This window comes from Legionella sp. km535, from assembly GCF_003990085.1.
Lineage (GTDB): Bacteria > Pseudomonadota > Gammaproteobacteria > Legionellales > Legionellaceae > Legionella > Legionella moravica.
Window position 1 is genome coordinate 43,190 of record NZ_RZGU01000022.1, and the last position, 20,905, is coordinate 64,094.

Sequence of the window (20,905 nt, forward strand, 5' to 3'; positions counted from 1 at the left end):
AGTCGCGGGACGTTGAAACTTGAATTGTCAACAGACCCTAGTTATTACAAATAAAATCATTTGGAAACACTACTGATATACTGTTATTGGAACCATTCAAAACAACAGTGCCGGCTTTTAATATGCATTGACCAATTTGAGGGCTGTTTTTAGCGTTCATATTCGGGAGTGTATAGAACTGGGTAGCGCTAATGGTATAAGGTGCAGGAGAGCAGGTTAGTTTTCCTATGGTTTTAGGAGTGCTTCCTCCTTGAAGAATGATTGACTTGCTCAGGCCGCTGTCATTCGTCACATTAAATGCAACACTCTGATCAGGTTGAATCGGTGGGCTGGATACAGCAACCTGGATTTCGCAAGAATCATCATTTGCATGCACATAGTGTGGGATGGTCATTGCAACGAGTGATAGTGTTGTAGCCAGTAATTTATTCATCAAAGTTCCCTCATTAAGTGAAAATCATGGTTCAATAGATGGAACTGCTCAATACGTCCAGAATGCGCCATCTCAAACGTAGCATGAGAATTTCTGCTCCCGACCTGTTGCTCGTGTCTGAAGACTTCTCACTGGACTATGGATTGACGAAATTCTTGGGAATGCTGAGAAGTTACCAATTCGCAAAGTAACTGCTTGAAAAAAAACATTTCAAGGCTTCGACAGGGTACATTTAATCTAATTTTAATGCAAGAATAGCGGGATTATAAAAAAATTCGCTTCATTTTAAAGCGTGAACTTAACTGATTAATGGAATTTAATATGCTGATGCTTAAATCATTTCAGTGCTTCTTGTTATTTTGTATTCTTGTTGTATTCCCTTACCAGTTGGCCCTGGCTATTGATTCGGATCAAATACCCACTGTACTAAATAAAGGCATATCGGCATTAGTCACACAATATGATATTCCTGGAGCTTCTATTGCAGTGGTGCGAAACGGCAAAATCATTTGGATAAAAACTTACGGTTATGCTGATTTAGATACAAAACGACCTGTGAATCAGGACACCTTATTCCAGGCGTGCTCCATTACTAAAACGTTAACTTCTGCAGAAGTTATGAAAGTGCTCAAAGCCTATCATATTCCTTTGGATGCTCCGGTCAATCGCTATTTAAAAAGATGGAAAATACCCTCAAATTCCTTTACGAAAAAACACCCGGTGACGCTGCGAACATTACTCAATCATACTGCGGCGATTAGTAATCCTTATCCTGATGGGGGTTATCGCTATAACGACACTTTGCCGACACTGACCCAGTTGTTTCTGGGGGTTCCACCGGCTACTAACCCAACCTTGACGGTCACAGGGATTCCTGGCCAAAAGTACAGTTATTGCAACGGATGTTATTCCATACTGCAGATGTTTTTGGAAGACGTAACTTCAAAAACTTATCCTGAACTGATGAGTGCCCAAATATTGAAGCCAGCAGGTATGACGAATAGTTTCTTTGATAACCAATTATTTATTAAATCACCAGAGAAAGTAGCCTTACCCTATGATCCCGCACACCATCGATTCCCTCAAGCCCCAACGACCAGTCCAATTTATGCCACGGGATTACTGTGGAGCACTCCAACGGATTTGGCTCGATTTCTCATTGCCATACAGCAAAGTCTCACTTTGTCGCATGGTTTATTAACTCGCTCACAAGCACTTGCTTTGGTCACTCCCAGCAGTACTCCTACTCGTGGGCTGGGGTTTTTTATTAGTGATCAATACGGAAATGAATATAGAAAAGGCCGCTATTTCATGCATTCGGGTAACAATGTTGGTTATTTAACTTTGATGATTGGCAGTATGGATGGAACGAATGGAGCCGTTATTATGATTAACATTTCTCCTGAATGGAATGCAAAAGACTACCCGCAGTATGAATTCATAAAAGAAAGTTTGAAGTTGATTGCAACTTATTATCATTGGCAATAGGGCGAATTAAATAACCGCATGCCAGCACGCCAATCTGACTCTTTTCAAAGATTCCATATTTGTGACCAAGAGTCAGAAGCAAGCAACCATCTATCCAGATAAACCAATACTTAAGTCAAGCCCCTTAAGCTTGGTGTGCTTTCTCACGCTTGGCGTTTTTTATTATTCAGCAACCAGTTGAATTGTGGGTTGTTGTAAAGACTCTGCCAAATCCATAATGCTTTTAGATAAACCTGAACGTGTTGAACCATAAGCAAAGAATCCTGCACCTGAAAGGGCGCTGGTCACGCCAGCAATCGCAATACTGATGCCCAATGGCGCAGTAATTCCCAAGGTGCCAGCCAGAAGGGTAATACCTGATATTGCAGCGATTGCCATGCCCAGGCTCATCATAATGCTACCCATGGTTCTCCATAATTTTGAAGGGTGCCCTTTTGCGGTATATCCTGCTGCGATGAGTTCTTCTATATGCAATTTGGGGGGGTGGTAACTCTCAGTAGGCAATGCCTTGTCTATGATCGCAATGGTGTGGAGAAATGTTCGTGGGTCGGACAGCGTTTCGCCTGATTTTCTTAAGGCACATAGGTTTTTAAAAACAGCTAATGCCTGATTCCGAATGGATAAGGTATACTGAATTTTTGAACTCTCTTCAGCGCCAATTGTAATTAAGTTGATTTTCGTTTTCAGATTCTTTAGTTTGAGATCACAAATAGGGAACAGGCTTTCATTAAATTCCCTCTGAGTGCCTATGCTGAGTCCGTTACGGATCGAGTGAACCGAAATTCCACAGTCTATTAAAGCCTGGCAGTTGGCGGGAGAGTTCAATCTCTTTTCATAAAGTTTTTGCATGTAAATAAAAACGTCATCTTCACGACAAGTGCTGCGCATCATCAGGGTAAAGTCAGCTTGCCGTAACCAATGGCAAGCAGTAAGCCATTGGCTTAGTGTTTCTGCACAGCCTGGTTCATGACGATCTGCGCTACATAGAGAGTCAGTGTGTCCAGGCTCACTGAGTTCCAAGGTCTGAGCATTTGTTTTCAGTCGCCGGGGAGCATTAATGACTTTTTCAACTAAATCCTGAATGTTTTTTTTGGAAAGAAGTTGTTTTCTATTCATCTGAATGAAACATTGGGCTACAAATTCAATGTCTGTTTGCTGACGATTTGCTGTGATGATTTGGTATATACCATTAAAAGTGTTTTGGTTTAATGCTGAAGGATTTTCTGAAGCCAATCGATTGATAGCTAATTGAAACGTTATCAATCTATGCGATAGTTCCTGACGGTTATCAATGTCAGCTAACAAAGGTGCGTCTTGAGCCACATTCATCAGCGCGTCAAGATTGTTCAGATAACCGGGTTTTAACAAGGAAGGCTGGGCCAGGATTAATTGCTCGCAAACAGCTCGAATGGAGTTGAATCGGATGTCGTCACCGTTTATCTCAGCCGGTATTTTATAGTGAATGTGATGTGTTTGTAACAATTGAGATAATTGGTGTCGCGCATTCACTGATTACTCCAAAAATAAAACTAAAACGCATTATATCATCCTATTTGTTTAAATAAAGATCAAAATTGATTTTTAATGGATTATTTATGGCTTAAAAGAATGATGGAATTTATTATATTGTATCGGCCGCAATAATTATTAAGAAAGGTGCATGCATGATTATTAAGGAAATTTATATTGCGCAATTGACCATTCCGTTGAGTCGCCCATTTATTACGGCTGTACGACGCACAGAGTGCGTGGATGATGTGGTGGTAATGATCAAAACAGATTGTGGCAAAACAGGTTATGGTTCAGCCGCATCAACTCCCGCAATTACAGGCGACAATACGGCATCTATAGTTACTGCAATTAAAAACATTTTGGGGCCACAATTAATTGGTCGAACTATTTCCGAGTTGAATTTGTTATTGCAGATGAACAACCAGAACCTGGTAGGGAATTCTTCTGCTAAAGCCGCGATTGATATTGCTCTGCATGATTTATTTGCTCAATATTGTGGCTTGCCACTATATAAATTATTGGGTGGTAACAGCAACAGTATTCGCTCCTGTATTACCATAAGCGTTAAAGCGGTTAATGAGATGGTAAGCGATGCAATTGATTTGGTGAAACAAGGGCATCGTACTCTAAAAATAAAATTAGGCTTGAACCCAGTCGATGATATTCAGCGCGTGAAAGCAATTCGTAAGGCTTTAGGCAATGACATTTCCTTGCTTGTTGATGCGAATCAAGGATGGTCTTTTGAAGATGCTCTGGAGGTTATTGATTCATTCAAAAAACTTCAGCTGGATATTCCTTTGGTTGAGCAACCGGTTGCTGCTGGCGACATTGCACATTTAAAGGCAATTAGTGAAATGGTTGATTGCTCCATTATTGCTGATGAAGCCTGTTTTTCTCCAAACGATGCTCTAAATTTAGTTAAGAATAATGCATGTGATGGCGTCAATATCAAATTAATGAAATCGGGTGGCATAGAGCGCGCTCAAGCTATATATCACATTGCTCAATCAGCAGGAATGAACATTATGGTTGGTTGTATGCTGGAGTCGCCTATTGGCGTTGCAGCTATTGCCAGTTTTGCTTTAAGTAAACCGGATATTTTTTATGCTGATCTCGATCCACTCTATTTGATTCGCGATAATTACGTTCTCGGCGGTGCACAGTGCCTTGGTACACAAATTTTTCTTTCAGACAAACCGGGTTTAGGTATTGAAGGAATATCGCAGGGATTAAATCTTGTTGGAGCGATATGCTGATGTCTTATTACATTCAATTAGCCAGTTTATCGATTATTATTCTTTATGCTTTGATGTTGTTTCGCAATGTAGATCCTCTGGTTGCTACCGGGCTTTGTGTTGGATTGGGTTTTGTGTGGAATTTGAGCAGCCCAATTGCCATAGGTAATACCATGGCTGAAGCTTTAGGCTCGTTTATGGCTTTAGTCGGGTTTATTATCATGTTGGGTCGTGGGTTAGGGGAGGTGTTAACGCACACTCAAGTCAGTCATACTTTGGTTCATCAAATTGTTCATGGTATTGGTATTAACACGCAACGACGTGCCAAAGTGGGTATTGTGCTTTCTTCTTTTCTCATTGTCAGTTTGCTTGGAACATTGGCTGGCGGGTTGGCTATTCTTGCACCCAGCTTGCGTCCGGTTGCTGGTTCTGTAGGATTATCACGCCCAAGCCTGGCCGTGTTAATGCAGGCTTCTGCTGAAGAAGCTTTAATCCTGGGGCCTTTTGCTCCTCCGGTGGTTGCATTATTGGGTGTAACCGGTCTAAGTTATGGGACTGTGTTTTTCTACGCTGCTCTACCGGTGGCTTTAGTTACATTAATCACTACCTGGTTGATGGCCTCCCGATTACAAAGACAATACGCGTATGAACTCTGTGAAGATAAAGACAGTTCTGAGCCGTTTATACCCAATCGACAACAAAAGCGCGCAACTCTAATTTTTTTATTCGCTTTTTTAACGTGTGTAGTCTATGGTTTATTGGCTCAGGCCAAAACATCCTACGTTATTTTTGTGATGATATCCTTAGCCTTTATTACAGGATTGATGAATCAATTAAGTACGAAAAAAATTTTTAGCCTGTTATATACCGGGATGCAAAAAAGTCTGCATCTATTTTTTTTATTTATATTATTCGATCCTTTTATGTCTTTGATTCATCAAGCAGGGGGATTTAATGCGTTGACCCAATTATTGATTCCTTTGATTCATTGGGGAGGTAAACCGGTATTATCCATGTTAATAGGATTTACTGGCGCTTTTGGAATGCCCGGAGCTGCTGAAGCAACGATAAAAATGTTGCACCAGCTTTTTTCTCCTGCCGTGGCTTTGTTGCAATTACCTATGATTTCATTTGCCTTATGTATGCTATTTGCCACTCGCGTGACGAATTATGCATATCCAGGAGCGAATATGTTTGCCGCCATGGGCTTTGCAGGCAGTGAAAACGTCAAAGCAATGATCCAAAATGGACTTACAGTGACTGCAGTACAGGTTGTATTTTTAATTGTGTACAGTTTATTCATATAAAATAAACTGAGGTCTCAGCCATTGACAAGTGGCCGAATTTACTTTGTAGTAATGTCATTCAGTAATCATTTCAAAACAGGGAGTTGTTATGGAACAAATGATAGCTGTTGTTACCGGAGGAACCGGGGGTATTGGATCTGCTATAAGCCAACGTTTATCGACGGATTTCAAGGTTGTTGCATGTTATTTTAAGGATGGACGCCATGAGGAAGCAAAGCAATGGCAAGCCGAACAAAAACAACTGGGTTATGATATTGATATAGTTTATGGTGATATTGCCCAGTACAGTGATTGTGAAAAAATAACCAATTTAATTATGGAGCGATACGGTCGTATCGACGTGCTGGTAAATAATGCAGGAATTACTCAGGACAGTAGTCTGCGAAAAATGACGCCTCAGCAATGGCAACATGTGCTCGATGCGAATCTGACCAGCGTATTCAACATGACTCGTAATGTCATACCTGTCATGCTTGATAAAGGCTATGGACGAATAATTAGTATATCCTCAATTAATGGTCGAAAAGGACAATTTGGCCAATGCAATTATGCTTCAACCAAGGCTGCTCTGTTTGGATTTACCAAAAGTCTTGCATTAGAAGTAGCAAGCAAGGGCATTACGGTTAACACGATTTCTCCCGGTTATATAGAAACCCCAATGCTGGCTGCTGTCAAGGAAGACGTACTCAATTCAATCATAGCCAATATACCCGTTGGTCGATTAGGCTATCCTCGAGAAGTCGCGGATGCAGTTGCATTTCTGTCTTCATCTGAAAGTGGATTCATTACTGGTGCTAATCTTGATGTAAATGGTGGCCAATACATGTAAATTGGTTCTGGCAAGCAACAAGGGATAATCCTGTGCCTTGCCAGAATTATTTGAAACTTTTGAGCCTATTGTGACAAATTAAAAAGAGAAATTCATGCAGAATAATAATGTAGTATTGATTACAGGTGGAACAGGCGATATAGGTACTGCGGTCGCAAAAGAATTGGATGGGAGTTATAAGCATGTTATTGCCCTTGATCTGATTTCGGATGAAAAGGGAAATGCCTGGAAAAAGGAACTGCAGGATCAGGGTTTTAAAAACATATCATTCCGGCACATGGATGTTACGGACTTTGATCAATGCCAGGAAGTTATTAGCGTCATCATTAAAGAATTGGGTTCTATCGATGCTTTGATTAATAACGCAGGTATTACACGCGATGCGGTATTTACTAAAATGACCAAACAGCAATGGGATGAGGTCTTACGGGTCAATCTTGATGGTATGTTTAACGTGACACGACAGGTTGTTGATAGCATGAAAGCTCAGGCTTCAGGCCGGATCGTCAATGTCTCGTCAGTGAATGCGCAAAAGGGACAATTTTCCCAGGCAAATTATGCAGCATCAAAAGCGGGTGTCTATGGTTTTACAAAAAGTCTGGCTCAAGAGTTAATGAGCAAAAACATTACTGTTAACAGCATCTCGCCAGGATATGTCAATACACGTTTAATGCAAGGGATTAGACCCGATATTCTAGAGAGTATCATTCAGTTAATACCGGCTAAACGATTGGCTGAACCTCAGGAAATCGCGTGGGCAATTGAGTTTTTAATCAGTGAAAAAAGTCGCTATATAACCGGTGCAAACCTGAGCATTAACGGTGGATTACATATGTATTAAACTGTGGTGAATTTAACTTTTGAGATTTCATATGACCCGTTTAATTAAAAAATATAAAAATCGTAGACTTTATGATACTGAAACCAGTCAATACATTACTCTTGAACAGTTACAGCGTTATGTAGTGGAAGGAATTGCGTTTAAAATAGAGGATTCCGAAACAGGAAAGGATCTGACTAATTCAGTGTTGCTGCAGATTATTGTGGAAATGGAAGCGGGTCCTACTCAATTTTTATCTCCTGAGATTTTGCGGCAGATTATTTCTTTGGCCAACCATCCCATGCATGTTTCATTAAAAAGTATGATGGAACACATGTTTCAGGCAATGGATAAGCCGCTACAAAATAATCCCTATCAACAGGCAACTGAAACCTGGAATAAACAAATGCAGGAAATGATGCAGCAGTGGCAAAAGCTGTTTAAAGGATAAAAAATGATGCAGTGCAAAAGTTATTTGAATATCTATTGACAGTTTCTAAAATTAGGGTCTATTATTAAATTGTGCAGTGCAACATATTGGAGAACATCATGAATCAGGCAAATTTTGAAAAATGGAGTGAAATGGCTAAAAAATTACAAGAGCCTTTTCAAGCTATTGCAGAACTAAATGTTAAGACGTTACAAGGTTTGACTTATTTAAAGCCTGATGAACTTGCCCATGTTAAAAAACCTGAGGAAGTTCTTGAAAAGCAAATTAATCTGGCGGTTGAAAATGGCCACAAAGCTTTAGATTATATGCAACAGTCTTTTCAGATCATAGAAAAAGCAATGTTAGGATTAGTCAAAGAAGCTAAAAAAACAGCTGGTGAAAATAAATAATATTCTAATTCTTGATAAGAACATCATAAAGGTTTATTGAAAATTCAATAAACCTTTATTAATTAAAAATACAGCTTATATCCCATGATGATCCTAATGATAGCTGAGAGCATGGCCGAATTGGACCGTTTAATAGAGAAACTTAGATCTTGCCCCGTTTATTTTTATATAAATGCTCCCTTCTCCCTTTTTAAGGGTGAAGGGTTGGGGAGGGTTTCTTATCCCTTGGCAAGATCTGCCCCTTTTTATGTGCTTCTTTTTATGGACGTGTTATCACGAAGCAAATAATGCGCCCTGCCTTATTTTGAAACAAAATGTCTCGATTATGCTATATTTATAAAATGACTTTTTTGGGGTTTAGAATGGCATACACAGCCGCAGAAATGCGTAACACATTCTGGAGACTGGGCGATAACTGGTGGAAGCAAATTTACGATGGCAAGTATCACTCATTTGGTGCCGATGTTTTTGATCTTGGGTTACACGGTAGCGGAAGAAGAAGAGAGATAGCAGAACCCGGCTATTATGCCAGTGTTAAAAAAGCAGCAGAATTTGCATCCATGGAATTAGGAAAACAACTGACAAAAGAGATGTATGTACGGATACATTCATTAGCCTGCGAACATTTTTCTGATGTTGATCAAAAAGCGATTAATGTCGAAAAAGACAAGATTCATCAATTCAGAGCTGTACATTGTGGCTGCTCCCAAAACCTGGTTACAGACTCCAATGAAGCGGAAGATAAATATCAAGCCAAAATGAAAAAATACAGTTTCATTTTTATTCATAGCCTGCGAATGAATCTTCAAAATAAATACCACATCACTACTGAATCAGGATCAAAGCAAGAACTGAAAAAAATCCCTGTCGAAATAACATCAAGAATATGTAGCGAATTAACTCGGAATGGCTTTTTTGCAGCTAAGGGAGTCAATGCTGTTGATATTTTAAACAATGGCTATGTATTTTATGAAAACGCATTCACCGCCTTAAATCAAATCAATATAGAACTGGCAAATTTGCAACAGAAATTGCACCACTCCAAACCTTTAGCGACTCTAATTTTGAATTCCTCTCTGGACACCCCATTTATTACGATTAATTATAATTTTATGAATCCGGTCGAAATCGAAGAAATAGTGAGTCAATTAATTACTAACTACAACGATATAATAAACTCACTCCCTGAAGATACTACTTTAAGAAATGAAGAACAAAATCAGCAGGCACTACGAGCTATCGCTGAGTTGTTCCAACATCTGGAATGGTTGCATCCCTTTTATGACGGACAGGGAAGAACAGATCTGGTTCTTTTGGCAAAATTACTTACTGAAAATGGATTCAATCCATCCATACTGTATCAGCCCTATTTTTCAACTTTTGAACCATTAGATAAATGGACTCACTATCTAGAAAAAGGCATAGAGGCATGGAAAATAGAGGCATTAAAACTTGAATCATCAATCGCCATTGATCCATTAAAATCGATTAGCATGCTTTAAATATATAACATAAACAAGCAAGTTAGAGAGGGGGCGATCTTGCCTTTTGAAATCATGGAGCAAAGGGCAAGATCTGCCCCCTTATACGTTTTAAAATATGAATACCAGCGGATCCTGTATTAGAAATTTAAAAAGTTATTAATGATTAGATCTCATTGGTTTCTATCTCACATTGAACAAATTATCTTTTAACCAGACTGTGCAAGTCAATTAAATCGCATTATGTTTAATTGTCGACCAATTCCGATCCGTGATATAATAATTTTCATATTGATCAATTGGTGATCTTTGTTATGCCCGATAATAACGATATCAAAATCCAATCAGCACAAGCGGATGAAGTCTATTCTGATAGCCAGGACTACCTCAATGCCGTCCCAAATGAGACGTTTGATGCAAATAAGCTTGGTGAAGATGATGATAATGAACTCCTAACCAATGCCTCCCCACTTCAAAATGAAGTAATTGATAGTGATGCCCTGAAGCAAAGTTATTATCCCGCCTTAAAAGCTGTAGGAGCAAGCTTGCCTGACTGTCAATCCATTTTTGAAAGATTGATGCATCAAGCTTCTTTCGCTCAACCGCTCGAAGACCTCTATGCTGTGATGTACGAAATAGGCGCGAGCCTCCCTGCAGATGAGTCCCTTTTTCGGGCACTTATTCGAAAGACGCTGCTCGCAGACCAGCTGAAAAGCGCTTTACGGGCATTATACGACGCAGGGGCCCGCTTTCCTCAAGAGCGGTCGCTTTTTGAACTGTTTATCGATCAAGCACAATATACGGACAAATTGAAAGCCGGGGTTGATTTGTTATATGGTATGCGGGTTCAGCTTCCTGAAAACCGGATACTTTTTGAGTTAATAAGCCAACAAGCAGTCGCTTCAGCCAGTTGGCAGGAATTTGGGTATCATTATCCCCTCGCATATGCAGAGGCATTGAAAGTCGCGTTTGCAGGACTAGAGAGGGCAGGGGCAAGCCTTGCAACTCACCAGGAGCTTTTTCAAAAAGTTATCCAGCAGGCAAGATATGCATCGGGACTTGAATCCTTATTTCAGGCACTGCTGGATGCAGGCGCCACATTGCATGAACACCCGTCCCTTTTTGAACGTGTTATCCATCATGCACAATATGGCCGCGGGCTTCAGGCGGCATTAGCCGCTTTAATGCAAGCTGGTGCCAGCGCTCTCTCACACGGGGCACTATTTGAAGCGCTTATCGAGCAGTCAAAATATACAGACAAGCTGGTTGTCGCGTTTGCTTCATTAGGTAGCTTAGGTGCAAGTGTTTTAGAAAACAGCGCCCTTTTTGAAGAGGTTATCAATGAGGCAGTATATGCAGACATGCTGCAGGAACCGATTAGATTATTGATTACTGCAGGAGCCATTCTGCCTGCAGACGAGGCACTTTTTCAAGCGCTTATAACCAGGGCTGCGCATGCAGTGAACCTTACCACTCGGATTTACTCCCTGATCATTGCAGGGGCCATCCTGCCTGAGCACCAGGCGCTATTTGAAGCGGTTATTCAACAGGCACAAAATATGGAAAGCCTTGAAGTTCCCTGTATTCCCCAGACCGAATCAGATATTTATTTAGCCGAAAAACAGGAGTTTTTTGAGCCCATTCTCAAGCAGGCACAAGATGTCTTGCTCCTGAAACCCGGGTTGCGGGCATTAATCACTGCCGGTGCCCGCCTGCCTGAAGATCAGACCCTTTTTGAGGCTCTTATTAACGAGGAAGCGCATGCCCTCAATTTAACGGCACCTCTTCGCGGATTAATAGCCGTAGGTGCTCGTTTGCCTGAAGACCGGCGACTTTTTGAACTGGTTATTGAACAAGCTGAGAATGTATACAGGCTGCAAAAGCACCTTCGTCTGATAACGGCTTCTGGTGCCAGGCTTCCCGAACACCGCGGTTTTTTTGAGGCGATAATGGACAGGCCAGACAGGATTACTCCCTTGTTGCACTGGTTTCGCGTTTGTGGGGCCAGTATCGTCTATCACCACTACTTATATGAGGCATTTTTCTCAGGTAATAAACCCTTAGCGTGTTCTCACTATCTCATGACAAAAGTGATGATGGCTCTTCGTAACCTTATTTCAGACGCTAATCCACTTCTTACGCCTGAACAGGAAGGATACAGCGCTCAACGCGAAAAAATTCTCGCACGGATATCGGATGCAATGGATACTGAATTCTCTATTACCGAGGGGCCGTTGAACAAATCTGCCGCCACACTGGCCCTTGAGGCGATTTTGGTTCGGCTAAGCACGCCAGAGGATATTGAGCAGGCCCAAATGCGTTACGATGACTCGCTTGGTTATGTTTTGCAATTTGGTGTAGAGCCCGATATTTACCTTGGTGGTCTGTTGCGAGAGGCGAATTTCAATCATATCGAACTTACTGAGGCTCAAGTTATGCGCCTTGGTGAAACGATTCAAAGATTGAGCAACGATTTCAGCTTGAAATCCGGTGATGGCGTTTTAAAAAGTATTGTCGACAGGCTGCCCGAAACGGCTCAGAATGCATTGGCAAAGTATGTCTCTAATAAATATAAAAACATGAATCGTCTATTTCGCGGGGAGCCTCAGGATTCAAATTCACGATATGTATGGATAAGTCCGGCAGATGGCCACGCAAACTTGATGGCTAACTTTCTGTGTGGCAGTCTGGTCAACTGGTCAGCCGCTCAGTTACCCAAAGTGTTAATCAGCTTAGAAGAGCGTCAGATACTGGAGCGGGTTCTTTTGGCGCGAGGCGAATTGAATGCCGAGACCATTGAGACATTGAAGACAGACCAGGCATCCTACGAAGCTATACTGCGATCCGCTGTTGAAACAGCGGTGATTGACCGGGATGAATATCACAAGGTTATTCAAGGATTCAACAACTTGCATTTACTGTTTCCAAGGTATGGGCTGGTTGATAGGGGTGAAAATTTAAAAGCTGTCAGCACACGTGGAGACGCGGATATTGCTACGCGTCGTTTGGCCAATCCCAGTTTTATGCCTTCTGTGACGAGCTTTAGTATTTTCCAGGAGGGCTCCTCGTATTTTCATAATCCCGGTACCGTGCGGACAAAGCTTGAAACGGATTGCTCGTTAAGACCTGTTATGAATAGTAACGAAGGAGAGATTCTCATCCCTGCGGGAACCACATTTCTCTACACCAGGGATGCAGCCGGGCGTTTTTTTGCAAGGGAAATCAATAGCCCTGGTGTACAGACTGGCGGAAGCTACTGGTCGTCATTTGCACTTGCTGAAGCGTATCGCAACCATTTGCGCCATGCTTATCAGGATGCGGAGCATCAAATAATCCTTGAGGGTGTTAGTGTGCAAAGGCCAAATCATGGTCTGGCTCATACGTACCGCATGATGTCATTGGTCGATGTCGTGATTGATTATTTCGCGCACCACGCCCGTGAAGTTGAGTTTCAGCGTTACTGTCAAAGCGTGACTCCAGAGGAATGTGACTGGATGCGTGTTGCCGCAGCCTACAGCATTACCGGTCGGGAAAGCGAAATTGCAGCACGGGAAAATCTTACACGCTATGATGAATTCAGGGTGCTGAGTATGCAGAATCTTAGCGATTTTTTAAACAAATATGCCCCGCGCACCCTCGATGAGTGCATGCATGAACGCTTGTTGCATGTCGTACGTTGGATGGGAAACCCTCACTATGAACAGGGGCCTGATATCAAGAACGACCATCCTGACATTAATGAAAGGCACCACCGCAATTTTATCCATCGTATCCTGACGGTGGCACACAAGCTCGATTTGCCTCGGTGCTATACACCGCAGGAATTTGAGCGTGCGATGGAGATGTGTCGCGCTCTCTCTTCTCCCAATGAGTCTCAACAAGTATGTTATATCGAAATGATTTCTTATGCTATTGACCTCATTCGTGCACACGGTGGTGCGTTGTCGACGGATATTTCTCCGGAGGGAGCTTTTCGCCAATGTTCAGAGCGATACCGTCCACCTTTTCAAAAAGTTAGCACCAGTCTGCGTATGCTTTATGAATTTTCGGAAACCGTGCCACGCCCGAAAATCACCGAAAAATATCAGTTGACGATGTATTGAATCATCGAGAAACGCTAAAAGACAAGCCCTCTTCGCTCGTTACTGGGGGGGGCTTATTAAATCCATTAAGACTGGTAATCGTAAAAATAGACTTTAAACTAAAAACGGTTATCGTAATATAAACTTTAAAACCTTGTTTCTTTTCTTCACTCCTTGGCTATTACGATATGTTGTTCCTTGTTGTATAATGTATCTTTTTAGAGCAATTATGTTTGCATGTATATAAGAGTTGTCTCGTGGAATTTGAATTGGAACAGAATCGGAAATTGGAATTGGGTAAGAAATCGGATTATGAGGCACATTATAATGCCGATAAATTATTTCCTATTTCTCGAGAAGGTAAGCGCCTTGAAATAGGGATTAATCCCGAACAGCTACCATTTTGGGGATTTGATGCCTGGAACCATTATGAAGTGTCCTGGCTTAATTCTAAAGGCAAGCCTGTGGTTGCTGTGGCAGAAATTGTTTATGATTGTCATTCTCCAAATATTATAGAGTCCAAATCATTAAAACTGTATTTTAATACGTTTAATAATACTCGCTTTGATTCAATAGCTGATGTGGAACACACTATCATTAACGATCTGAGTCACAGTTTAAAATCAGACGTACATGTAAGAATTAATCAGCTCGGAAATCCTCATACAACAGGTCTGCAGAATGCCTTCAATGGTGAATCTATTGATTCATTGGATATCTCCTGCTCTGTATACTCGGTAGACCCTTCCTTCCTGACCGTTGAAGAGGAACTGGTGGAAGAGGTTTTATATTCCGATTTATTAAAATCCAATTGTCTGGTGACCTACCAACCGGATTGGGGAAGTGTGCAAATTCAGTATAAAGGCCCCAAGATAAACCGGGAAGGCTTATTAAGATATATAGTTTCTTTTCGAAATCATAATGAATTTCATGAACAATGCATTGAGCGAATCTTTGTTGATATTATGGCTCAGTGCGCCCCACAGGAGCTAACCGTATATGGACGTTATACCCGCCGAGGCGGTTTGGATATCAATCCCTATCGTTCAACAATCAAACCCGATTTAAATGCTAAAAATATCCGGCTAGTAAGGCAATAGAGACTGAGATTTTCTGCACGGCTGTCCCATTAAAAATGTGACGTCTTTCCGAGCGTAGCGAGGAATCTCCTGCAAATTGGCACAATCTGAATTAATGCATTAATTATCATTGGACGTTACATTACGTGAAGAGGATTCTCGCATACGCAACGATCATGCTCCTGAAAATATGGCGATGGTTCGGCATATTATTTTGAACAGGTTACAAAATACCAAAAAGAAATTTAAGGATATGAGCATTAGGCGCCTGCAGAAAAAGGCTGGCAGGGGAGACTCAACTCTTGATATGATTTTAATGGCAGCATTGTAATGGGATCGTGCAACCTTGCAGGAGATTCCTCGCTACGCTCGGAAAGACGTCATCTTTTTAATGGGACAGCCGTGAGATTTTCTAGTCGAATTATTGAGGTTGTTAGTGGATTAATTATGAAATGAATTAATCCACCATTAAACCTGTTACGTTCTCTAGTATGGAGTTAATGAGCGATAAAGGTGCGACATCCTTGTGTCGTGGGTTTTTTAGGTACCACTATTTGAATATTAATCCCTTTGATCGTAGGACTTTTTAAAGCTCCTTTGAGGTAATCAATTAAAGGCACGTCCACCACCTTTCCATATTGAGATGAGGCTTGTCTGAAATATAATTGGTTATTAATCTTTATTGCAAATCCCAAGTGGGAAATGTTGAGTGATGTGCCTATTATTTTTCTTAAATCCCAGTTGGGTCGGACTATTTCGATGATGGAACCAGATGGAATTTGGTTAAACAGGTATAGATTGGGTTCACCACCTTCGGAAAACAATGCACTTAATGGGATGTAAGGAATTATTGACGGCGTGGTCTGTAGTGCACTGCCTTTCTGTTTCAATTCGGCTAAACGTTTCGCCTGTTCTGCTTTATTCTCATGCACTAATCTGATGGTATCCAGATTTTTATGTGCGTACCAACCTGGCTTGTTAATCATTGCCTTGGCATATAGAGCTACCGATGTTTTTTGTTTGTCTCTGATGTTTAAAGTAATGTCTTTAAGTAAACCCCGTAGCTGATTGTTGTGATTCCAATCTATGGAAGTAAAGTGATTGCGATTGATGTAAGATATTTTACCTTCATAATAACGAGTGTATTTTAAGCATTGCTGAAAGGTTTCCAGTGAGTTGGCTGTTGCTAATGCAAGAACGGTATTGACGTAGGTGTCACAATCAAAACCATCAATACGATATCGTGGAAACTGATCATAGCGTGCACTGGCTCCCTCACCTAATGAGCCCAGTACGTATGGAGTCCCTTTGAATTGGCTGCTTATCCAATCAATTCGCTCCGTCATGGAGGAGTTCGGCATGGTGTTCAGGGTATGATATAGTTCTCTAATTGAAGAGTTGGCCTGTTGTTCGAGTGCATTAGAGTCAATTGCATAACAGGAGCTACCGGATATTAAATAAAAAATAATAAACAAGTAGGCAAAGGGAGCAGGCGTGTATTTCATAATGAGTTTTAGAAGGTTTCGATTGAGTTTAGGTTACATGCTACTCCGTTTTAAGTCCTGGAGGCAAGAATGCTTAATATAATCTGGCTAGGTATGATCTTGATTGCTGTAGTAGTGGGTATTATTGAAGGGCGAATTGATGAGGTCGTTCGAGCAGTAACCGATTCAGCCAAGCTCGGTTTTGAAGTGGCAATTGGACTGACAGGAATCATGGCTTTATGGCTTGGAATCATGTCTATTGCGACTGAGTCAGGTTTGGTTTCTTTATTAGGAAAAGGGCTTAAGCCCATATTAAGACGTCTGTTTCCAGATATTCCAGTGGAACATCCCGCTATGGGTGCAATGGTCATGAACATCGCGGCAAATATGCTTGGTTTGGCAAATGCAGCGACTCCTTTTGGTTTACAAGCCATGAAGGAATTGCAAACCTTGAATAAACAAATGACTGTTGCCACTAATTCCATGTGTACATTTTTAGCCATTAATACCTCGAGTGTTCAATTGATTCCTGCCACCGCTATTGCGTTTTTGGCAGCTAATGGCAGTTCTAATCCAAGCAGTGTGATTTTTAGCTCTTTGATTGCAACATCAGTTTCTACACTGGTAGCAATCATTGCGGTTCGGCAATTTGCTACATTTAAACGATTTCAAATTGAAAGGGCGGATAGCTTATGAGTGGATTAGCCAATCAATTTTCTAATTGGATGTTTTTAACTTTTATAGTGGGCATCCCGTTATATGCAGCATTCAAGAAGGTTAATGTATTTGATGCATTTGTAGTAGGTGCAAAAAAGGGATTTGATACGAGTATTAGTATAATCCCTTATTTAATTGCCATGATGGTAGCCATTGGTATGTTGAGGGCATCAGGTTTTTTTGACCTGCTCAATCAACTATTAGCTCCTTTGTTGGCCATGATTGGCATGCCTCCAGAGGTGCTCCCATTAGCTCTGATTCGGCCATTTTCCGGAAGTGCATCTACCGGTGTTATGGCCGAATTGATTCATCAGTATGGTGGAGATTCTCTAATTGCCAAAACTGCAGCAACCATGATGGGTAGTACTGAAACAACATTTTATGTTATTGCGGTATACTTTGGTTCGGTTGGGATAAGACGAACTCGTCATGCAATTCCGGTTGGGTTATTAGCTGATTTTGCCGGGGTTATTGCTTCTGTATTAATATGCCGGTACTTATTTGGATAAGCTGTTTAAGAACCTGGAACATTATTAAGGTTCACTGGCTTTACCGAACTCCTTTGGCGACAAAATTAACCTAAATTAGCGTTCTTTTTGCCCGATGCAGCAATATTCGCTTGTTCCATTAATTTCAAACGAGCCAGCAAAGTACCCGCTCTGGCTCGGAATGAAGCCAATTCGCGTCCAGATATTGGAGAGGCTGTAGGCAACGAAGTGGTTGTCGGATTTCTTGGTTGATTATTAACATGAAGCTCATAATGGCAGTGAGGACCGGTAGCCAGACCAGTTTGTCCTACGTATCCTATTACCTGTCCGCGTTTTACCTTGCTTCCCTTTGATAGTCCTTTTTGGAACTTGAGCATATGTCCATAGATAGAGCTGTAGGTTTTATCATGTTTGATTTTGATCATGTTGCCGTAGCCATTATGACGATCAATGATTTGTATGACACCATCTCCAGTAGCCTGGATAGGGGTGCCAATTGGTGCTGCCAGATCTATTCCTTTATGTGCTCTTTTATAATGCAATATTGGGTGATTTCTCGATAGAGCGAAGGTTGAGCTGATGTGGCTGAATTTTATAGGGTATCTGGAAAATGCTTTCTTAAAGCTTTTACCCTGGGGGGTGTAGTAATCATGATCTCCATTGGCTTTGTTATGCCGAACAGCTTGAGCTGTTTTGCCATGATTAGTGTAGGATACTGCTTGAATATCCCCAATCTGGACCATTTTATCGTCAATGTAATAAGCATTATATACCATAGAGAATTGATCTCCGGCACGTACCGCTCTTCTGAAATCAATTTCTTTATTTAGGATCTCTGTCATTTGACGAACCAGCTTATATGGGATGTTTAATCGTTGCGCGGTGGTAAATAAAGAGCCTTTGACTGTTGCGGTGATATAAAGATCCCGGCTGATCATTTTTTTAGAATCAACTTTGTTTTTGTATTTTTGTCCCGCTCTATAGACCGTTAGTGTTTGAATGTTGTTGATAGGTATGATCAATTTTTCGAGTTTATTCTTATTAATTAAAAATTTAATTTCTTGATTGAGTTTGATATTGGTGAGGGTTTTGGCATGGGGATTTTTATCCAGTACGGCATGCAAATTTTGTGCGCTTAAACCCAGTCTGCTAAAAATGGCGCCCATGGTATCGCCTTGGCGTGGCTTTATAGTTTGCCATACATTATCTTTTATAACGGCAACTTTTGGTGGTGCTTTTTCTACTGTCTGAGGCGCTTTTTCTGCTGTCTTTGGTGTCTCCACGGGTTTCGATTCAGCAATTTCCTGCGGTTGTTCGATGATTTTTTTATCAGGAAGTTTGGGCAGTGATAACGTTCTGCTGGTAAAATCCGGGCTTTGTTTACGATGTGAAAAATTTTTAACTAAATAATAGGGTAAAGAAAAGGCAATAACTAACGCAAAAGCAGTTAATAGCTTGGATGGTTTACCAGAGTTTCGTTTTGAGATATTTGGTCTTTTTGCCATTGGTTGCCTATACTGCTGTCATTCCCATGAATGCTGTAGTTTTGTCATTCTTTAATATATCACACACAATCACATGCACGTGATCATTGACTAAAGTGCATTAACATAACCACATATTTAGATAGTTTGTATTATTTTTCTCAATATAGTGTAACAAGTTAACTTTAATTACATAATTGGTATAGCAGGAATTTGCTAACCGGGCTAAGATACTCGGAGTGAGAAGATTGGTCAATCATTTATAAAGGTTTTAATGTATGTTAGAAACAATTTCAGAGTGTCAACTAGAATTAATGCGGGGTTGCGAAGAAGTACTACCTCAGCATGAGTTAGCCAAAAAGTTACAAAAGGAAGTCCCTTTAAAAATTAAAGCCGGTTTCGATCCTACTGCACCTGATTTGCATTTAGGACATACTGTATTACTTAATAAGTTAAGACAGTTTCAGCAGTATGGCCATGAGGTGATTTTTTTAATTGGTGATTTTACTGCCATGATTGGCGATCCAACCGGAAAAAATGTAACTCGCATGCCCTTAAGTGAAGAAACAGTTATTGAAAACGCGAAGACGTATCAACATCAGGTTTTTAAAATACTAGATCCTGACAAAACGACAGTCGCATTTAATTCGCAATGGCTAAACAAATTTAATGCAGTGGATTTAATACGTTTGGCAGCGACACATACAGTGGCACGGATGTTAGAGCGTGATGACTTTAATAAACGTTATACAACAGGACAGCCCATTGCCATTCATGAGTTTTTATACCCATTGTTACAAGGTTATGATTCAGTAGCATTGAAAGCTGATATAGAGCTTGGGGGTACTGATCAAAAATTTAATCTGCTCATGGGCCGAGAGTTGCAAAAGCATTATGGATTTGAACCACAGGTTGTAATGATGACACCACTCATTGAAGGCTTGGATGGTGTGAAGAAAATGTCTAAATCATTAGACAACTATATAGGTATTACTGAACCGGCTGTAGATATGTTCGGTAAGATAATGTCTGTTTCCGATGAATTGATGTGGCGCTATATTGATCTTCTTAGCTTTAAAACAGGTAAGGAAATTCAAAGTTTAAAAAAAGCAGTGGAAGAGGGATTAAATCCGCGTGATGTAAAAATTGACTTTGCCAAGGAAATTGTCGCTCGCTTTCACGATCAAAATCAGGCTGAAACAGTACACAAGGAATTTATTGAACGATTTCAAAAAGGCGTAATCCCTGAGAATTTGGAAGAGTTATCTTTAATAGGTGATGATTCTGTTCATCTGGCACAATTATTAAAACAACTGGATTTGACAGCAAGTACGTCAGAGTCTATTAGAATGGTGAAGCAAGGTGCGGTTAAGATTAATGGGGATAAGGTTTCTGACCCCTCTCTAATATTGCCTTCAGGACATACTTATATAATACAAGTTGGCAAGCGTAGAATTGCCAAGCTGCGTTTACAAAAAGCAGATTGAAATAAATTTTAAAAAAAATGCAAAAAGTGTTTGACACTGGAGCTGAAATCAGTAGAATACGCAGCACGCCTTCGGGGCAGGTTCATTAAGAATTGAGAAGACAAACTGTGTGGGCGCTTTGAAGAATTTGAGTGCTTAA

Annotated in this window: 18 protein-coding genes; 14 read left to right on the top strand and 4 right to left on the bottom strand. The window is 40.8% G+C overall.

Annotated features, from left to right (window positions below; all coding sequences use genetic code 11):
- Positions 1 to 37 precede the first annotated feature (37 nt).
- Positions 38 to 436, bottom strand: coding sequence for a hypothetical protein (locus ELY21_RS12625; protein ID WP_127109988.1), 399 nt, complete (start codon positions 434 to 436; stop codon positions 38 to 40).
- A 324-nt stretch (positions 437 to 760) separates the two neighbouring features.
- Between ELY21_RS12625 and ELY21_RS12630 the strand changes: the two genes are divergently transcribed.
- Positions 761 to 1,921 carry a serine hydrolase gene (locus ELY21_RS12630; RefSeq protein ID WP_158618560.1) on the top strand — a complete coding sequence of 387 codons (1,161 nt, stop codon included), beginning with the start codon at positions 761 to 763 and terminating at the stop codon, positions 1,919 to 1,921.
- A gap of 162 nt (positions 1,922 to 2,083) precedes the next feature.
- Here the strand turns inward: ELY21_RS12630 and ELY21_RS12635 are convergent, their stop codons facing one another.
- Positions 2,084 to 3,430 (bottom strand): hypothetical protein, encoded by a 1,347-nt coding sequence (locus tag ELY21_RS12635; RefSeq protein ID WP_127109992.1) that lies wholly within the window; start codon positions 3,428 to 3,430, stop codon positions 2,084 to 2,086.
- Between the two features lie 155 nt (positions 3,431 to 3,585).
- On the opposite strand from ELY21_RS12635, the gene ELY21_RS12640 reads away from it, so the two are divergent.
- The 10 genes from ELY21_RS12640 (at position 3,586) to ELY21_RS12685 (ending at position 15,437) form a co-directional block, all read left to right on the top strand.
- On the top strand, positions 3,586 to 4,689 hold the full coding sequence (locus tag ELY21_RS12640) for a dipeptide epimerase (RefSeq protein ID WP_127109994.1): 1,104 nt from the start codon (positions 3,586 to 3,588) through the stop codon (positions 4,687 to 4,689).
- Positions 4,689 to 5,975: a Na+/H+ antiporter NhaC family protein gene (locus ELY21_RS12645; protein WP_127109996.1), complete on the top strand. Its 1,287-nt coding sequence runs from the start codon at positions 4,689 to 4,691 to the stop codon at positions 5,973 to 5,975. The genes ELY21_RS12640 and ELY21_RS12645 overlap by 1 nt, the downstream gene beginning before the upstream one ends.
- Before the next feature lie 88 nt (positions 5,976 to 6,063).
- A complete protein-coding gene (phbB, locus tag ELY21_RS12650; RefSeq protein WP_028383269.1) occupies positions 6,064 to 6,804 on the top strand; it encodes an acetoacetyl-CoA reductase in 741 nt (246 codons plus the stop codon).
- A 94-nt stretch (positions 6,805 to 6,898) separates the two neighbouring features.
- On the top strand, positions 6,899 to 7,645 hold the full coding sequence (phbB, locus tag ELY21_RS12655) for an acetoacetyl-CoA reductase (RefSeq protein WP_028383268.1): 747 nt from the start codon (positions 6,899 to 6,901) through the stop codon (positions 7,643 to 7,645).
- Positions 7,646 to 7,676: 31 nt separating this feature from the next.
- Entirely contained in the window at positions 7,677 to 8,075 is a 399-nt protein-coding gene (locus tag ELY21_RS12660; protein WP_028383267.1) for a polyhydroxyalkanoate synthesis regulator DNA-binding domain-containing protein, read from the top strand.
- A 98-nt stretch (positions 8,076 to 8,173) separates the two neighbouring features.
- Positions 8,174 to 8,464, top strand: a complete 291-nt coding sequence (locus tag ELY21_RS12665; RefSeq protein WP_028383266.1) for a phasin family protein — start codon at positions 8,174 to 8,176, stop codon at positions 8,462 to 8,464.
- Positions 8,465 to 8,826: 362 nt separating this feature from the next.
- Complete coding sequence (locus tag ELY21_RS12670; protein ID WP_158618561.1) at positions 8,827 to 9,966, top strand: Fic family protein; 1,140 nt, start codon at positions 8,827 to 8,829, stop codon at positions 9,964 to 9,966.
- Between the two features lie 293 nt (positions 9,967 to 10,259).
- On the top strand, positions 10,260 to 14,048 hold the full coding sequence (locus tag ELY21_RS12675) for a SidE phosphodiesterase domain-containing protein (RefSeq protein WP_127110000.1): 3,789 nt from the start codon (positions 10,260 to 10,262) through the stop codon (positions 14,046 to 14,048).
- A 236-nt stretch (positions 14,049 to 14,284) separates the two neighbouring features.
- Positions 14,285 to 15,127, top strand: coding sequence for an NADPH-dependent 7-cyano-7-deazaguanine reductase QueF (queF, locus tag ELY21_RS12680; RefSeq protein WP_127110002.1), 843 nt, complete (start codon positions 14,285 to 14,287; stop codon positions 15,125 to 15,127).
- Positions 15,128 to 15,236: 109 nt separating this feature from the next.
- Positions 15,237 to 15,437: a hypothetical protein gene (locus ELY21_RS12685; RefSeq protein ID WP_127110004.1), complete on the top strand. Its 201-nt coding sequence runs from the start codon at positions 15,237 to 15,239 to the stop codon at positions 15,435 to 15,437.
- Positions 15,438 to 15,603: 166 nt separating this feature from the next.
- Here ELY21_RS12685 and ELY21_RS12690 read toward each other — a convergent pair whose 3' ends face one another.
- Positions 15,604 to 16,611 (bottom strand): N-acetylmuramoyl-L-alanine amidase-like domain-containing protein, encoded by a 1,008-nt coding sequence (locus ELY21_RS12690; RefSeq protein ID WP_127110006.1) that lies wholly within the window; start codon positions 16,609 to 16,611, stop codon positions 15,604 to 15,606.
- 69 nt (positions 16,612 to 16,680) lie between these two features.
- Between ELY21_RS12690 and ELY21_RS12695 the strand changes: the two genes are divergently transcribed.
- Together ELY21_RS12695 and ELY21_RS12700 are read left to right on the top strand one after the other, a co-directional pair.
- Complete coding sequence (locus tag ELY21_RS12695; protein WP_028383260.1) at positions 16,681 to 17,286, top strand: nucleoside recognition domain-containing protein; 606 nt, start codon at positions 16,681 to 16,683, stop codon at positions 17,284 to 17,286.
- Complete coding sequence (locus tag ELY21_RS12700) at positions 17,283 to 17,816, top strand: spore maturation protein (RefSeq protein WP_127110008.1); 534 nt, start codon at positions 17,283 to 17,285, stop codon at positions 17,814 to 17,816. The genes ELY21_RS12695 and ELY21_RS12700 overlap by 4 nt, the downstream gene beginning before the upstream one ends.
- Before the next feature lie 65 nt (positions 17,817 to 17,881).
- Here ELY21_RS12700 and ELY21_RS12705 read toward each other — a convergent pair whose 3' ends face one another.
- The gene (locus ELY21_RS12705) at positions 17,882 to 19,300 is read right to left on the bottom strand and encodes a peptidoglycan DD-metalloendopeptidase family protein (RefSeq protein WP_127110010.1); all 1,419 of its coding nucleotides are present in this window, start codon (positions 19,298 to 19,300) and stop codon (positions 17,882 to 17,884) included.
- A gap of 257 nt (positions 19,301 to 19,557) precedes the next feature.
- On the opposite strand from ELY21_RS12705, the gene tyrS reads away from it, so the two are divergent.
- A complete protein-coding gene (tyrS, locus tag ELY21_RS12710) occupies positions 19,558 to 20,766 on the top strand; it encodes a tyrosine--tRNA ligase (RefSeq protein WP_127110012.1) in 1,209 nt (402 codons plus the stop codon).
- Positions 20,767 to 20,905 lie beyond the last annotated feature (139 nt).

Bases quoted from the DNA above. Each gene is read 5' to 3' on its own strand.
- ELY21_RS12675 (WP_127110000.1), top strand. From the start codon at position 10,260: ATGCCCGATAATAACGATATCAAAATCCAATCAGCACAAGCGGATGAA.
- phbB (WP_028383269.1), top strand. From the start codon at position 6,064: ATGGAACAAATGATAGCTGTTGTTACCGGAGGAACCGGGGGTATTGGA.
- tyrS (WP_127110012.1), top strand. From the start codon at position 19,558: ATGTTAGAAACAATTTCAGAGTGTCAACTAGAATTAATGCGGGGTTGC.
- ELY21_RS12630 (WP_158618560.1), top strand. From the start codon at position 761: ATGCTTAAATCATTTCAGTGCTTCTTGTTATTTTGTATTCTTGTTGTA.
- ELY21_RS12690 (WP_127110006.1), bottom strand. From the start codon at position 16,611: ATGAAATACACGCCTGCTCCCTTTGCCTACTTGTTTATTATTTTTTAT.
- ELY21_RS12665 (WP_028383266.1), top strand. From the start codon at position 8,174: ATGAATCAGGCAAATTTTGAAAAATGGAGTGAAATGGCTAAAAAATTA.
- ELY21_RS12670 (WP_158618561.1), top strand. From the start codon at position 8,827: ATGGCATACACAGCCGCAGAAATGCGTAACACATTCTGGAGACTGGGC.
- ELY21_RS12695 (WP_028383260.1), top strand. From the start codon at position 16,681: ATGCTTAATATAATCTGGCTAGGTATGATCTTGATTGCTGTAGTAGTG.
- phbB (WP_028383268.1), top strand. From the start codon at position 6,899: ATGCAGAATAATAATGTAGTATTGATTACAGGTGGAACAGGCGATATA.
- ELY21_RS12660 (WP_028383267.1), top strand. From the start codon at position 7,677: ATGACCCGTTTAATTAAAAAATATAAAAATCGTAGACTTTATGATACT.
- ELY21_RS12640 (WP_127109994.1), top strand. From the start codon at position 3,586: ATGATTATTAAGGAAATTTATATTGCGCAATTGACCATTCCGTTGAGT.
- ELY21_RS12705 (WP_127110010.1), bottom strand. From the start codon at position 19,300: ATGGCAAAAAGACCAAATATCTCAAAACGAAACTCTGGTAAACCATCC.
- ELY21_RS12645 (WP_127109996.1), top strand. From the start codon at position 4,689: ATGTCTTATTACATTCAATTAGCCAGTTTATCGATTATTATTCTTTAT.
- ELY21_RS12700 (WP_127110008.1), top strand. From the start codon at position 17,283: ATGAGTGGATTAGCCAATCAATTTTCTAATTGGATGTTTTTAACTTTT.